The organism is Desulfofundulus sp. TPOSR (genome assembly GCF_011393055.1).
GTDB classification, from domain to species: Bacteria; Bacillota; Desulfotomaculia; order Desulfotomaculales; family Desulfovirgulaceae; genus Desulfofundulus; species Desulfofundulus kuznetsovii.
Map to the genome: position 1 here is coordinate 197,170 of NZ_JAAOEF010000004.1, position 14,153 is coordinate 211,322.

Annotated in this window: 18 protein-coding genes and 1 pseudogene; 4 read left to right on the forward strand and 15 right to left on the reverse strand. The window is 54.9% G+C overall.

Going from position 1 to position 14,153, the window contains the following annotated elements; all coding sequences use genetic code 11:
* Positions 1-12 precede the first annotated feature (12 nt).
* Positions 13-291 (forward strand): zf-TFIIB domain-containing protein, encoded by a 279-nt coding sequence (locus G7K71_RS16750; RefSeq protein ID WP_013824095.1) that lies wholly within the window; start codon positions 13-15, stop codon positions 289-291.
* A 40-nt stretch (positions 292-331) separates the two neighbouring features.
* On the opposite strand, the gene G7K71_RS16755 is transcribed toward G7K71_RS16750, so the two are convergent.
* The 11 genes from G7K71_RS16755 to G7K71_RS16800 all read right to left on the reverse strand — a co-directional run bounded on the left by G7K71_RS16755 (position 332) and on the right by G7K71_RS16800 (position 9,926).
* Positions 332-1,711, reverse strand: coding sequence for an MFS transporter (locus G7K71_RS16755; protein WP_243175073.1), 1,380 nt, complete (start codon positions 1,709-1,711; stop codon positions 332-334).
* A 173-nt stretch (positions 1,712-1,884) separates the two neighbouring features.
* A complete protein-coding gene (gene rd, locus G7K71_RS16760) occupies positions 1,885-2,571 on the reverse strand; it encodes a rubredoxin (protein WP_207713018.1) in 687 nt (228 codons plus the stop codon).
* A gap of 174 nt (positions 2,572-2,745) precedes the next feature.
* Positions 2,746-3,918 carry an FprA family A-type flavoprotein gene (locus G7K71_RS16765; RefSeq protein ID WP_166348901.1) on the reverse strand — a complete coding sequence of 391 codons (1,173 nt, stop codon included), beginning with the start codon at positions 3,916-3,918 and terminating at the stop codon, positions 2,746-2,748.
* Positions 3,919-4,090: 172 nt separating this feature from the next.
* Complete coding sequence (locus tag G7K71_RS16770) at positions 4,091-4,600, reverse strand: CGGC domain-containing protein (RefSeq protein WP_166348904.1); 510 nt, start codon at positions 4,598-4,600, stop codon at positions 4,091-4,093.
* 111 nt (positions 4,601-4,711) lie between these two features.
* Positions 4,712-5,080, reverse strand: a complete 369-nt coding sequence (locus tag G7K71_RS16775; protein WP_072868732.1) for a LapA family protein — start codon at positions 5,078-5,080, stop codon at positions 4,712-4,714.
* A 62-nt stretch (positions 5,081-5,142) separates the two neighbouring features.
* Positions 5,143-6,240 (reverse strand): tetraprenyl-beta-curcumene synthase family protein, encoded by a 1,098-nt coding sequence (locus G7K71_RS16780; RefSeq protein WP_166348907.1) that lies wholly within the window; start codon positions 6,238-6,240, stop codon positions 5,143-5,145.
* An 83-nt stretch (positions 6,241-6,323) separates the two neighbouring features.
* Positions 6,324-7,442: a D-alanine--D-alanine ligase gene (locus tag G7K71_RS16785; protein WP_166348909.1), complete on the reverse strand. Its 1,119-nt coding sequence runs from the start codon at positions 7,440-7,442 to the stop codon at positions 6,324-6,326.
* Between the two features lie 302 nt (positions 7,443-7,744).
* Positions 7,745-8,026 carry a hypothetical protein gene (locus G7K71_RS19140; RefSeq protein ID WP_313885033.1) on the reverse strand — a complete coding sequence of 94 codons (282 nt, stop codon included), beginning with the start codon at positions 8,024-8,026 and terminating at the stop codon, positions 7,745-7,747.
* A 318-nt stretch (positions 8,027-8,344) separates the two neighbouring features.
* Positions 8,345-8,944 (reverse strand): transposase, encoded by a 600-nt coding sequence (locus tag G7K71_RS19600; RefSeq protein WP_243175074.1) that lies wholly within the window; start codon positions 8,942-8,944, stop codon positions 8,345-8,347.
* Between the two features lie 33 nt (positions 8,945-8,977).
* Entirely contained in the window at positions 8,978-9,313 is a 336-nt protein-coding gene (locus G7K71_RS19605; RefSeq protein WP_243175075.1) for a hypothetical protein, read from the reverse strand.
* Positions 9,270-9,926, reverse strand: coding sequence for an IS607 family transposase (locus tag G7K71_RS16800; RefSeq protein ID WP_166348912.1), 657 nt, complete (start codon positions 9,924-9,926; stop codon positions 9,270-9,272). The genes G7K71_RS19605 and G7K71_RS16800 overlap by 44 nt, the downstream gene beginning before the upstream one ends.
* A gap of 501 nt (positions 9,927-10,427) precedes the next feature.
* Between G7K71_RS16800 and G7K71_RS16805 the strand changes: the two genes are divergently transcribed.
* From G7K71_RS16805 to G7K71_RS19970, 3 genes are read left to right on the forward strand one after another with little or no spacing between them, the layout of a single operon-like run.
* Entirely contained in the window at positions 10,428-10,565 is a 138-nt protein-coding gene (locus tag G7K71_RS16805; protein ID WP_166348915.1) for a hypothetical protein, read from the forward strand.
* 8 nt (positions 10,566-10,573) lie between these two features.
* Positions 10,574-10,843 carry a TSUP family transporter gene (locus tag G7K71_RS19965; protein ID WP_166348918.1) on the forward strand — a complete coding sequence of 90 codons (270 nt, stop codon included), beginning with the start codon at positions 10,574-10,576 and terminating at the stop codon, positions 10,841-10,843.
* A 14-nt stretch (positions 10,844-10,857) separates the two neighbouring features.
* The gene (locus G7K71_RS19970) at positions 10,858-11,160 is read left to right on the forward strand and encodes a hypothetical protein (RefSeq protein WP_279286376.1); all 303 of its coding nucleotides are present in this window, start codon (positions 10,858-10,860) and stop codon (positions 11,158-11,160) included.
* 463 nt (positions 11,161-11,623) lie between these two features.
* Here G7K71_RS19970 and G7K71_RS16820 read toward each other — a convergent pair whose 3' ends face one another.
* The 4 genes and pseudogenes from G7K71_RS16820 to G7K71_RS16835 form a co-directional block, all read right to left on the reverse strand.
* Positions 11,624-12,739, reverse strand: coding sequence for a sodium ion-translocating decarboxylase subunit beta (locus tag G7K71_RS16820; RefSeq protein ID WP_166348924.1), 1,116 nt, complete (start codon positions 12,737-12,739; stop codon positions 11,624-11,626).
* Positions 12,740-12,753: 14 nt separating this feature from the next.
* Positions 12,754-12,969: a biotin/lipoyl-containing protein gene (locus G7K71_RS16825; protein ID WP_121452102.1), complete on the reverse strand. Its 216-nt coding sequence runs from the start codon at positions 12,967-12,969 to the stop codon at positions 12,754-12,756.
* A 17-nt stretch (positions 12,970-12,986) separates the two neighbouring features.
* Positions 12,987-13,175, reverse strand: coding sequence for an OadG family transporter subunit (locus G7K71_RS16830; RefSeq protein WP_166348927.1), 189 nt, complete (start codon positions 13,173-13,175; stop codon positions 12,987-12,989).
* A gap of 157 nt (positions 13,176-13,332) precedes the next feature.
* Positions 13,333-14,117: pseudogene (locus tag G7K71_RS16835) on the reverse strand (enoyl-CoA hydratase-related protein).
* Between the last annotated feature and the right edge of the window lie 36 nt (positions 14,118-14,153).

Genomic DNA, 14,153 nt, shown 5'->3' on the forward strand with positions numbered 1-14,153 from the left:
AGGCGTTTCTTGATGAAGGACTGCCCGGTATGCCATGTACCCCTTAGGGAAGTGCCCCGCTTCGGGGTCTTGCTGGATGTCTGCTCCCGCTGCCACGGGGTGTGGCTCGACGGCGGAGAACTGGAAAAGGTGATTGCCCTGGCCCGGGAGTTCCACGGCGAATTTCAGCACCACAAAGATTACGACGAGCACCACAGCTATCACCATCACGACCATTACGGCCATCACGGCTACCACAAGCACAAAAAGAAACGCAGCATCTTCGAGTTATTTGAAGATCTGTTTGATTAAGATTAAAAAAATCCGGGTGGCGCGTTTCCCGCCACCCTTTTTATTTTGCCGGCCGCCCTTCTTTTTTCCGGACCTCCCCCCGGGCCAGGGAGAAATATACGCCGCCGGCGCAGAGCACGGCAAAGAGCAAAAAGGATATATGCATGCTTTTCAGCAAGAGCGGACTCGCAGACGGGGTGATGGTCGTACCCTTCAGATAAAGGCCAAAGAAGAAGGTGACCAGGGCCATGCTTAAAGCCTGCCCGACCAGGCGCATGGTACCCAGGGTGGCGGAAGCCACTCCGTAATAGCGTTTTTCTACTGCACTCATTACCGCATTGGTATTGGGCGAAGAAAACAGGGCAAAGCCAGTGCCAAGCAACACCAGATATCCCATTATCGTCCACAAAGGAGTGGTTTTGTTTATAAGGGAAAAAAGGAAAAGCCCGGCAAAGCTTAAAGCCATCCCCAGGGAAGCAAGCAGCCGCGGCTCGACACGGTCGGAAAGCCTGCCGGCCAGCGGGGAAAGAAGGGCCATCAGAACGGGCTGCGCCAGGAGGATAAAGCCGGCAGTCTGGGCATCCAGCCCCCTGACCACCTGCAGGTACAGGGAAAGCAAAAACCCCACCGCAAAGGTGGCGCTATAGTGAATGAGCGCCGCCAGGTTGGAAAAGGCAAAAACCAGGTTGCGGAAAAGGTTCAGGTTGATCAACGGATAGGGGTAGCGCAGCTCCTGCCGGATAAACAGGGCCAGCAAAACCAGACCCATTGCCAGCACCCAGCGGGCAGAGGTGCTGGTGTTGGCCGACGCGATGCCGTACATGAATGCCGCCATGCCCAGGGTGTAAAGGAACGCCCCCGCCGGGTCATATTTTTCACCCCGCACATCCCTCCATTCTCCCTTGAGTTTAAACACGGTGACCAGGACCACAATTAAGCCAAGCAAAAAGTTCAGGTAGAAAATATACCGCCAGCCAAACTGGTGGGTTAAAAACCCGCCTACCACAGGCCCCAGGGATAACCCCGTATAAACAGCCGCCACGTTGATGCCCAGCACTTTCCCCCGTTCCCGGGGAGGAAATACGCCGGTCAGGATGGCCACGCCGGTACCGAAGATCATGGCCCCGCCAATGCCGTGCAGGATGCGGAAAAGGATCAGCATTTCCCCTGAAGTGGCCAGACCGCTTAAAAGGGACAGCAAGGTATAAGTAATGATCCCGGCCAGAAAGACCTTTTTCCTGCCGTACAGGTCCGCCGCCCGGCCAAAGGGAAGCAAGAAAACAGAGGAGGCCAGGAGATAGGAAGTAACAATCCAGTTGAGCATCAATGCTTCCAGGTGAAACTCCCGACCGATGGCCGGAACGGCCAGGTTAACGGCACTGCCCATAAAGGGAGTTAAAAAGGAAGCCAGGGTGGCCGCCAGCAAAACGTATTTTTTCATGCTTTCGCTACCTTTCATAAAAAAGCGCAAGCCCCCGGGGGGGCAGGGCGTTGCGCACACCTCCTGTAAAGCTTTGATAGAGCGATGCAATCCGTGAACCTCGTGAGATACATTCCAGACACTTGAAGTCTTGAGTACCGGAAAAAAGCGCCCTTAAGTATAGCGGCTGCGATTTACCTTTCCTTCTCAAACTCCTCTTTGCCCACCCCGCAAACAGGACACGTCCAGTCGCCGGGAAGTTTTTCAAACGGCGTTCCCGGAGGTACACCGTTTTCCGGATCGCCCACTTCCGGATCGTAAACGTAGCCGCAGACAGAACATACGTATTTATCCATTTTTACAGCCACCTCTGCTTGTTTTTGAATAAAGGTGGGAGCGGTTTTAGGAACACTCCCTCTTTTTACCTGGTGATAGTAAGCATAGGTCATAGGAGTACCTTCTTTTAAAACTTTTGCATCGGTGAGTTCGCCAATAAAAATGGTGTGCGTTCCGGCATCCACTTCCTGAATTACTTTGGCCTCCAGGTAGGCCAGAACATGTTCGGCGGGATAGGGTAACCCATTTTGACTGAGTTCATACTTCAAGCCGTCGAACTTATCCACTTCCCTGCCGCTTTTAAAGCCAAAGCGCCCGATTAAGGAAAGGGGTGTCTCCTGGGCCAGTACGGAAACCGCAAAAACCTTGCTTTCTTTGACAAATTCGTGGGTCAGGTTTTGCTTGTTAATGCTCACGGCAATTGTCGGTGGCTCATTTGAAATTTGAAACACCGTATTGGCAATCTGGCCGTTAAAACGGTCGCCCTTTTTCGAGGTGATAACATAAAGACCGTAACTGATCTTATGCAGGGCTTTGGAGTCCAAAAAGACCATCCCCCTCTGGCACTTAAAAATTTACCTTATTGCCGTCACTTCCAGGGGCGTTCCATAACGACCGCCCGCACCCGCTGCTGGTTAAAATAGCTTTCCCACGAGTATTCACTCTTCAAACGCAGGCACTTTGTGGCGGGTGCCCTTTCCCGGGGGCTTGCAATCCAGCTACAACACCTCCCCCAGCTTACGTCCCATTTCCCTCACCGCTTCCAGCTCGTCCTCACCGGGGATATACTGAAGGTTGACGACATCCAGCGGCACTTCCCAGCCCATCGATTGCATAAATGCCTTTACTTCTTTTGCACCCTGACCACCCCAGCCGTAAGAACCAAAGGCAAACCCGATCCGGTTTTTCGGCCTCAGTCCTTTCAGGTAGGTGAGAAAAGCACTCACACTGGGCAGCATGCCGTTGTTCAAGGTGGGCGTGCCAATTAAAATGGCTTTCGATACCAGCACGTCGGGCATAATCTCCGAGATGTGGCTGGTCTGGAGGAACCTGACTGTAACGGGAATACCGGCATCCTCCAGGCCGTCCTGCAGGGCCAGAGCAATTTTTTTCGTAGAACCCCACATGGTATCGTATACTATAAGCGCTTTTTTCCCGGTTTCGTGATTGGCCCAACGGCGGTAAACCTGCAAAATCCGGGGCAGGAAGGAGCGCCAGATCACCCCGTGGCTGGGGGCAATCACCTCAATGGGCAACTGGGAAACAATATCCAGGGCCTTGTTTACCTGGTCGCCGTAGGGCAAAACGATATTGGCGTAGTACTTTGCCGCTTCCTCGTGAACCACATCCCATCCCAGCTCATCATCAAAACGTTCAATGCTGGCAATGTGCTGTCCAAAGGCATCGTTGGGCAAAAGCAGTTTCTCTTCAGGAATATAGGTGACCATTGAGTCGGGCCAGTGCACCATGGGAGTGTGCACAAACTTTAAAGTGCGGGAGCCGATGTTGAGTTCGTCACCGGAATTAACAACCATAAAGTCCCAATTCCTTTTGTAATGCCGCTCCAAACCCTTTTTCCCCTGGGGCGAAGTTATGATTTTGGCAACCGGGGCAAGATCCATTATTTTGGGGACGCTGCCGGAATGATCCATTTCCACATGGTTGACCACCAGGTAGTCGATTTTGGCCGGATCCACAACTTTCTTAATCCTGCTCAACATTTCATCAAACAGGTAGTGTTTGACCGTATCCACCAGCACAATTTTTTCATCCACAATCAGGTAAGCATTGTAGGTGGTTCCCCGCGGAGTGAGATACCCATGAAAGTAACGCAGGTCCCAATCGATGCCGCCCACCCAGTATATTTTCGTTTTGATTTCCACCGGTTGCATGATATTGTATTCCCCCTTTGTTGCATAAATGAGCCAGCATGTTATATCCCACCGCTAAACCGGACAAAGCTACAGCAAAAACGTTTTTGCTTTCTTAATATAGAATTCAAGATTGATAACTGATTTCCTGTACGCTCGAAAAAATTTTTTGGTAGAACCGGCACGCGGTGCATCAGTGGTGCGTCCCCTCGACGACCTCCACACCTTTGGCCTGGATGGTCTTCTTGATCTGCTCCTTGAAAGGACACCTGGGATAGTCCCCCTCCAAAAGCATGCACGAGCTCAAATGAACATGGGTAAGATCGTAGGGCAGCAATTTTTCCACCAGCCGGGAAACGCGGCGCCCGCAACATCCTCCGCAGGTGAAAAAGCCGATCAGCTCGGCATCGGGACCGTAGCGGGCAAAGTGCTGCTCCCTTTTGTTGAAGCTGTTAAGACAGCCCACGCCCGGGCAGACCTCGGAAACAATGTTGCAGCGCACCACGGCAATCCTGGGTTTGGCCGGCGGGGGGGCATTGGGGTCTCGGGCGGTCATTTTGCTCCGGGCTTCCATAACCTCGTTCATGGTGATTTCCTCGACCCCTTTTTGCCTGGCCCACTCCTCCACCTTTTTCCTGGCTTTTTCCCGCACAAAAAAGGGGACGTTGTTCATGTACTGCAGGGCCTCTTTGGTCCATTTCATGTGCATCATCCTTTTTACCGCTGGTCTGGTACTTATCAGGGGCCCCATTATAGGAATTTAAATTTGAACGGACAATGAAATAGATCACAAAGGGTGGCGGCAAGTTTCACCTCAAGCATAGGTGCCGTTTTGCTTTTCAGTACCCGCCTCACCCAGGCTGGAACCAACATCCGATGACTCCCCGGCCGGAGGAAGCCCGGCCGCCTTTTTACAACTGTTGAGCTCGCCCCTCAGCTTTTGGACTTCCCCTTCCAGGCGGCGGATATAAAGGTATCTCCTGAAATGCCACCATACACCCAGGAACAGCACTGCCAGGGCCCCCGCCATGGTAGAAAACAGGATCACCAGCACCTTGGAGATGCCGTCCAGGTGCCAGAACAGAAAGTTGATGCTAACCGGTTCGAGATTCTGTACGGCAAATACTGCCACCAGCACGGCCAAAACCAGGGCCAGGACAAAGTAGATCTGCGCCTTACTCATTCCTCTTATACCCCTCCTTGCTAATTAATCATATAAATCTGAAACTTTTACGCAGGGCTTGTTCAAACAATCCCCACTTTCCGGAAAAAAGCGCACAGGCGGTACAGCCGGCGGGCAGCGGGGCCGCCGCTGTCCAAAAGCAGGCGGCGGGTGGCCTGCAGGCCCTGCTCGTCCACCTTTTCATCGGACAGGTACATGGCCAGAAGGCCCTGCACCACAGTCATGTGGAAAAAGGGATCGGGCAGTTGGGCGGCCAGGGCCAGGGACCGGTCCACAAAATACTTCAGGCGCCCGGCGGCCTGCTGCCCGTCCTGGTAATAAGAAACAAAGTTTAAATCGCCGCCTTCCACATCTTCCTGCTGGTCGATAAGGTAATCCAGTAAAATGTGCAACCCGCAGATCCATGGAAAATAAGCGGCGGTGACTCTTTCCACCTCGTCCGCGGTGTAATTCCCCCTGGCCGCCAGGGCGAAGAGGGCAAAGATGCCAATGGTTGAACCGGTGGCCGCAGCCAGCTCCCACCAGTAGAGCTTTTCCGGAAGGCTTTCCAGCAAGGGTTCCAGCCAGGTGGTCAGGCTTTTCACCCGCAGAGGCCACTGGATATGCTTGTACACCTGAAGCTGGCAATAAAGTTCGGCCAGCCGGCAGGCCCTTTCCCGCAGCGGCCCGTAGGCGGGCAACCGGGCCAGGGCCTGCTGGCAGGAGCGTACCAGTTCCTGCAGGTACCCGCCGTCCTCCCGGTAGGGATAGAGGGCATAATAATCGCAACCGGACGCCCCGGGGCAAAGGGCGTCCACAAAGGCCCGGTGCAGCCTGTGGAAGGCCTCCCCGTCCTGCACCCCCGCCCGGTCGCACAAATTATCCAGGTAGTCGCTGATGGTCTGCAGGGCCACAATGGCCCGGATTAACTCCCGGCGGTGGCTGCCGGTCCAGGCGCTGAAGACGCTGCCCCCCTGACAGTGAAACGCCTTGGCGCCAATGCTGGCCAGGGCCATCCGGCGCAGGTGCGGCTCGGGGCAGCGCGACGCCATCAGCCGCCAATTTTTCAACTCCCGGGCCACTCCCGGAAAGGCTAGAAAAAGAAAGCGTCCCATCAACCCCAGCCGGGCCGACACTTCCCATCTGCCCGGGCAGGGCTTTGATTCCCAGCAGGTAAACATGGTACCAGCTCCTCCAAAACGTCTTGTGCAATGGTATTTTTTTCGGTCCCGGGCAGGGGTTATGCGGTTAAAACCGGCCGGTTTTAACCGGCGGCCCCCGGCGGCCGGAAGGTGGTCCGGGACCGGTTCTTTTCCCGGTGCCTTTCCAGGGCCAGCTCAATAAGCCGGTCCAGCAAATCCTGATAAGGGATGCCGGTGGCTTCCCACAACTTGGGATACATGCTGGTGCGGGTGAAGCCGGGGATGGTGTTGATTTCGTTGATCAGCACGGCCCCGTTATCCCGGCGCAGGAAAAAATCCACCCGGGCCAAACCGGCACAGTCCAGGGCTTTAAAGGCACGGATGGCCAGTCTCTGCAGTTCCAGCATGGTTTCGTCAGGCAACCGGGCCGGTATAACCAGGCGGGATTTTCCCTCCACGTATTTGGCTTCATAATCGTAGAATTCGTTTAAGGGAATAATTTCCCCCGGCAGGGATGCCATGGGATCATCATTGCCCAGAACGCTTACTTCCACCTCCCGGGCATCTGCAAATTCCTCCGCGATAATTTTACGGTCGTAGCTGGCGGCCAGGTCTATGGCCCGCCGCAGTTCCTCCCGGTTCCTCGCCTTGGATATGCCCACGCTGGAACCGAGGTTGGCCGGCTTGACAAAGACGGGATAACCCAGCTGTTCTACCCGGTCCAGCACCGCCTCCGGATCCCGCTCCCAATCACGGCGCAGGAAGTGGCAGAAACGCACCTGGGGCAGGCCGTGCCGGGCAAAGACGGTCTTCATCATCACTTTATCCATGCCCACTGCCGAAGCCATCACCCCCGCCCCTACATAGGGGATGTTGGCCAACTCCAGAAGCCCCTGAACGGTACCATCCTCGCCAAAAGTGCCGTGCAGTACCGGGATAACCACGTCGATAGGACGCACCTGTTCCACCCTTATGCACCCGTCCCCCACAGGAGCCAGGCCCCCATAAGTGGGGTCTGCCAGCAGAGCGACCCTTTGTCCCAGTTGCTCCGGGTCCTCCCCGCCCAGCAATTGTGCCGGCTCAGCGCCTGCGAACCATTTTCCTTCCGGAGTAATGGCCACGGGAATAACCTCGTACCTGTCTTTATCCAGGGCGCCAATCACCGAAGCCGCCGAGTTTAAGGAGACCTGGTGCTCTCCCGAACGCCCGCCAAAGATCACCGCCACCCGTTTTTTTGCCATCGGCCGTCCTCCCCACCATAGTTTTGTAATAATCTATTCGAATTTGCTCTTTTTTACCATCAATGATACCGGAATATCATAAGTATACCACAAAAAAAGGACGGAATGGTTTCACACCGGGATTATAACCGGCCGCCGGCTTAAAGGCACGAAGAAACCCCAAGGGCAGCAAATCCCCTGGGGCATATTTACCAGATGCCGGCATTCAAACAAACTGATCCACTGACCATACCAGTGGAAGTCTGAACCTCCGGAGCTTAATCAACAGGTCCCTATCCCGGTAAACTGTCAGGGACCACCCGCTAAAGGGCCACCCGCATGGGCTGGAGAATCCGGTTGAACGGGTTTAAAACCAAACCGAGAATCTCCAGCGTAACCACTCCCAGCAAGGCCTCATCCCCCGGTTCACCAAGGATAACCGGCGTATGGGCTTCTGTTTCATTTTTGCTATCAACTTCTATCAAGTAGCGATAAAAGTGATAGCAAAAGCAGTTTACGCTCTCCGAGAGGCCGGGTACCCCCGCCTGCCCGGCTGACGGGGCAGGCGGACCACGGGCTTCTGGAGTCCCGCCCGAAACAGTCACCGCCAAACCGGTACGTCATCCGGCAGACCCGAAAGGCCCACCGTCTTTATCCAGCCCGACGGCTTCCAAACGGCGGGGTGGTGTTAACGCCCAAAGGCTCCCACCTGAAGGACAGGAACGGTTTGGCCGACCGGAATGCCGTTTCCCGTACATTCCAGTGCAGGCTACCCGGCAGTGCTCCGCTTTCCATGAAAAACGTCATCGTCAAAGCCGTTCTCGCGTGCGACCAAAAGCCAGCCGACCGCACGTTCCAACGGTCTTTCTCCCACCGGGGCCAGTCCCTGCCCTTTCCCGGGAACATCCCGGGAGGATAAAGAATTAATTGGCTTGCTGTTTCTGATAATAACGCTGGAGCAAAAGTTCTTTTACTTTTTTGTATGGCATGTACCGGGTTATTTCTTTGTCATGCAGTCTCAACTTAAGGTTCAGTGCGGCTACATTGTCCGCATCAGCTTCAAAACTACATTTCCGGCACTTAAAAACGTCCCCGCGGCGGTTCTTCGCGTCCACCCAGCCGCACATGGGGCACGTCTGGCTGGAGTACGCCGCATTCACCGGACCGGGGTCGGTGACGGAGTAAATGTAATTCTTGTATCCCAACCGCTCTTTGATGATGCTGCGCTGCCAGCCGCTCACCTTGCGGGAGAGACCCCTGCTCCCGGCCTTCCCGCGCAGGTGGGCGAGGTCTTCGTAAGCAATTATCTTTGGTCGGCGTTCTTTGTAGAATTCGTTAAACGCCCGGTTGATTTCGTTCTCGCACCTGGTCCGGTATTTTTTGTTCCTTTTGGTTTGCTTGATAAGGCCCAGGTTGTGTTTTAAGATGCGCCGGGCCTTGTTTGGGTCCTGCTCGAGGAACTTCCGGCGCAGTGCCCGGATCTTGCCGCGCTTTCGGTTCTTGTCCAGGATATGGTCGGACATTTCCTGCAGGGCCTCACCGTATTCGGGCCGGTATTAGTGCTTTTCTTCGTCGGTCAGCGCCTCAAAGCGGTAAAGGCGCTCTTTGACTTCGACGACGGCGGCCTCCCACTGCCTCTCCAGGGTGAACAGAGCATCGTCTAAAGCCAGCTTCCACTGCCGGGCCTGCAGGCCAAAAGGGCTTACAAAACCCGCTGAAACTAATTCGTCCCGCAGCTTCCGCTTTTCGCCCAGATAGTGCAGGTATTTTACATGCCCGTACTCCACCAGGAAGGCGTCCTTCTGCCGGGCATATGCTTCTGCCGTCTCAGTTATCCTGGCCCACTTCTCATTGTTCAGCGGCAGGCTCTTTTGTTTTACCGTCTGCTGCACCGGCCAGCGCCTCCCTTACCGTTTTGGTCAGTTTTCGGGCCTTGTAGGTCCTCTGGCCGTAGAGTTTGGCCGCAAAATGCTGGACGATGCTGATCAGGTCTTCGGTCAACTCCTGGGCTGGGGACATGTCTTCGGCCTTGTTGACCACCAGTATTTCACAGCCGAATTTGGCGAACAGGTCTTCAAAAAAGTCAAAGCCGAACCGCACCAGGCGGTCCTTGTGGGCAACGATAACGGTTTTGACTTCTCCCCGGGTGACCATGCCGCACAACTTCAGGAAATTCTTGCGGTTATAATTGAGGGCGGAGCCGACGTTGGAAAGTATTTCGTCCACGGTCAACCCCTTGCCGGCGGCGAAGTCCTTCAGGTACTTAAGCTGGTTTTCCAGATCCGGTTTCTGGCTGGCTGATGACACCCGGGCATATAAAACGATTTTCTTTGGTTCCTGGCGGTTCTTTATGCCCAGTGTCCGGTAGAGCATTTCTTCAGTGTACCTGCGTTTGTTAGTTGGTGTACGTAAAGCAACCAGTTTACCTTCTTTATTCCAAGCGCGGAGCGTTGATACGCTGACGCCAAGTTTTTCGGTAAACTCGCTTATTGTATATAGCTTCATAAAAATAACCGCCTGGTATTAACTTATATCAGACGGCGTTGTTTGGCAATACCTATTTGAGATAATTATTATAAGGGAAGAAGCTGTTTTCTACCTCCCGGCAGCCAGACCTGTCAACCGAGCCTCTGCTTTTTACGCCCTCACCCGGCCGGCGACACGCCGCCCAGCGAATGTAGAAGATTCATCCGCTTTAGTATGCCTGGTAGAGGGAAAATTGAACCTTCCCTGTCCCGGCCACGACATGGCTCCCCCGCAGGGCCGGGCCCACTAATAAAACCAAACCCATTACCCCATATCTGGTATATAATTTTAAAGTATACGTTTTGCCTTTCGTGTATCTGGCCAGACCGGTGCAGGCCAGTGCCGAGCCCACCCGCCTTCCGCACCGGCAGGACCATGGCGGGCAAAATTAGAGGCTATGGCTCCCGACGGATTACTGTAGCCACACGGTTTAACGGAGTAGTTACCCGTCTAATACTGTACTATCCTGGAGGGATTCCTTTGATTTTCTCCCTTTCCTGGCTGGTGGCCGCCCTGGCCGTAACCCTGGCCACCACCCTGCAGGCCGTGACGGGTTTTGGCGCAACCCTCATTCTCGTCCCCCTGCTGGTGCTGGCCTACAACGCCACACTGCCGTAGGTATGACCATGGTCATATCTTTTTGTTCGCTGGCCCTCCTCACGTACCAGGTACGGAAGAACATCATCAAACCGATGGCCAGAAACCTGTCTCTGGGCGGTCTGGCCGGTATTCCCCTGGGAGCCTACGTTTTTACCCACTTTGACGTCACACAGCTCAAAATCATCATTGCCCTGGTTACCCTGGCCTTTGCCCTGGCCCTCCTCCTGGGCTGGGTACCCCCAGGTCTTTTGGCTCCTGGACCGAAGCTGCGGTGGGAGCTGCGGGCGGCTTTTTAGGGGCCAGTGTGGGCATGCCCGGCCCTCCCGTGGTGCTCTTTTCAAATCACCAGGGAGTGCCCAAGGGGCAGTTCCGGGCCACCACCGCCGCCTACTTTTGCCTGGTTTACCCGGCCAGCCTGCTCCTTTTGCTGGCCGTGCAGGCCCTGGACCGGCAGACTATCTTGACCGCCCTTTCCCTGGTCCCCTTTGCCCTGCTGGGCCAGATGGTAGGTCTCGGCATTTTCCCCCGGGTATCCCAGGAACTCTTTCGCCGGGGGGTACCCCTGCTGGTCACCGCCGTGGCCCTTTACTCCCTGGCCACGACGTTATTCTAAGGACCAAAATGGTATACAAAAATGCGGCCGGGCCGGGAAGAATAATTAAAAAATAACCCAAGACGAGGCATAGAATAGACACCCATGACGCATTCAGCGCCACCAACAGAGAATGAAAATGGCCGCCGTTTTGCACGTAAGCGAGCGACATTGACCCAGCACTCAACAGACTTGAAAGTGATTGTGTTTAGTCGCTCATCATTCGAAGTCTGTTGAGTGCTGGGCAAACTTAGCGAGACCGAGGGAGGAAGCGGGGCCGAGGGCATGGATGCCCGAGGCTGGCCCCTGAGACATGGATGCCGAATGGGCCAGGAACCCCGCCGGGAGTCCGAGGTCGAGCGCTAGTTTGGCCTGCGAGGCGAACGGAGCGAGCGCGTGCAAACGGCAGGCAATTGCTATTTTCTAAGGAATAAAAAACTGGGGAACCTACGGAGTTCCCCGGCGCGCCAAAGGGGTTTTCGCCTTAATGGATGGCCGTGATGAAGGCTCCGGCGGCTACGGCAGTACCGATTACCCCGGCTACGTTCGGCCCCATGGCGTGCATGAGCAGATAGTTCTGCGGGTTGGCTTCCGAGCCCAGCTGGTGCACCACCCGGGCGGCCATAGGAACTGCGGATACTCCTGCCGCACCGATCAACGGGTTGACCTTGTTCGTCGTAAACAAGTTCATGATCTTGGCGATCAGGATGCCGCCCGCAGCTGCGAAGGCAAAGGCCACGACACCGAGAATGAAAATGTAAATGGTTTGGGGTTTAAGGAAAGTTTCCGCCGACATGGTGGCACCAACACCCAGGCCCAAAAAGATGGTTACGATGTTCATCAGCTCATTGCGCGAAACGTCGGTGAGGCGCTGGACCACACCCGATTCCATGAACAGGTTGCCCAGCATGAACATGGCGATTAAGGGCGCCGATTTGGGCACCAGCAGGATAATCACCAGGCTGGCCAGCAAGGGGAAGAGGATTTTTTCTCCCTTGCTCACCGGGCGCATTTGTTTCATGACCATGGCCCGCTCCCTGGGTGTGGTCAGCAGCTTGGCCACCGGCGGGATAATCAGGGGCACCAGGGCCATGTAGGAATAAGCAGCCACGGAAACTGCCCCCATCAGATGCGGAGCCAGGTTGGCCGAAAGGAAGATGGTGGTGGGTCCGTCCGCACCGCCGATAATGCCAATGACGGCCGCTTCGGCAATGCTAAAACCAAATAACAGGGCGGTGAAGAAGGCCGCATAAACTCCCAGCTGGGCGGCCGCACCCAGCAGTAAAGTCTTGGGATTGGCAATTACCGGACCGAAGTCGGTCATGGCTCCCAGACCGAGGAAGATCAGGGGAGGGATTAACTCGTTCTGGATCCCGTTATGGAAGAACAAGTAGTACAGCCCTCCCGGTTCCATCAGTCCAGTGAGGGGAAAATTGGCTGCAAAAATACCAAAACTAATCGGCACCAGCAGGAGGGGTTCGACCCCTTTTTTTATGGCCAGGTACATGAGACCAAAGGCAACGGCCCACATGATTAAATTGCCCGGGGTCAAACTGAGGAGCCCCGTGCTGTTGATGACCTCTGTCAACTGCTCCAGCATAGCCAGTTCCACCTTTACTCCAAAGTTAAGATTACCGTATCCGGGTTGACTACATCGCCCGGATTGGCTTTAATTTCCTTGACCACACCACTGGCCGGAGCATAGATTTTGACATACATTTTCATGGCTTCAATAGTGGCCACGGGATCATTCTCCTTCACCTGATCCCCCACTTTAACATCAACTGAAATCAGCTTGCCCACCATGGGTGAATTGACCGGAGTAGCCACTTACAGAACCCCCTTTCCTAGTGAATTGCAACTGTTTTTCCCTGAGCAGGTGCCTGCTGGGATTGTTGGGCGGCAGCTTTTTTCCTGGCGCTGTAGGCAAAAAGCCAGCCGGAAAAGCTCACCACCGCGCTTAGTATGCCCAGGGCCAGAAACACCGAAACAATACCGCTGATGGCTACTACCAGAGCATTGGTCCAGTCGATCATTTAAAAGACCTCCTTTTATTTTTATAAGTGCCCGTTACAGAATTCCAATGACCAACCGGGTACGACCATCCAATTTTTTCTTATTCTCACCCCCAAGCTATAAAAGGAGAAACTGAAAGATATAAGTTATTTGAAACCCAGATTCGTACCACAAATGCTAGCATCCCTGGAATTGCGGCTTGCGCTTGCTTAAAAAGGCCGCAATACCTTCTTCCCGGTCGGCCGTGGCAAATACCAGCCCGAAAAGATCCGCCTCGTGGGCCAGGGCCTTTTCCAGGTCCATTTCCAGTCCTTCATTCACGGCTTCCTTGGTCAACCGTACAGCCACCGGTCCCCGGGCGGCAATGCGCTCGGCCATCCCCCGGCAAAAGTTAAGCAGTTCCTCAGCCGGAACCACATGATTCACCAGTCCTATGCGCCTGGCGGTTTCGGCATCAAACATGTCCGCCGTAAACAAAATCTCCTTGGCCAGGCCGGGGTTGACCAGTCTGGTCAAACGCTGGGTACCGCCGAAACCGGCAATCAAACCAAGATTAACCTCCGGTTGACCGAATTTAGCCTTTTCCGAGGCCACGCGAATATCACAGGCCATGGCCAGTTCGCACCCGCCGCCCAGGGCAAAGCCGTTGACGGCAGCAATTACGGGTTTGGGCAGGTTTTCAATCTTGCTCAACACTTTCTGTCCCAGCCGGGCAAAATCTTTAGCCTCCAGGGGGGGGTCAGCCTGCTCATAAAGGCAATGTCTGCCCCGGCCACAAAGGCCTTCTCCCCCGCACCGGTAATAATAATTACCCGCACCGCCGGGTCCGCCCCCAGTTCCTCGATGGCCCCGTCGATCTCCGTAAGCGTCTCGGCATTTAGTGCGTTCAACACCTGCGGCCGGTTGATGGTGAGTATGGCCACCGGGCCATCCTTTTCCACCAGGATATTATTCCAGGACATTATCCTACCTCCCCTGTTCTGCCAACCTTCAGGCCA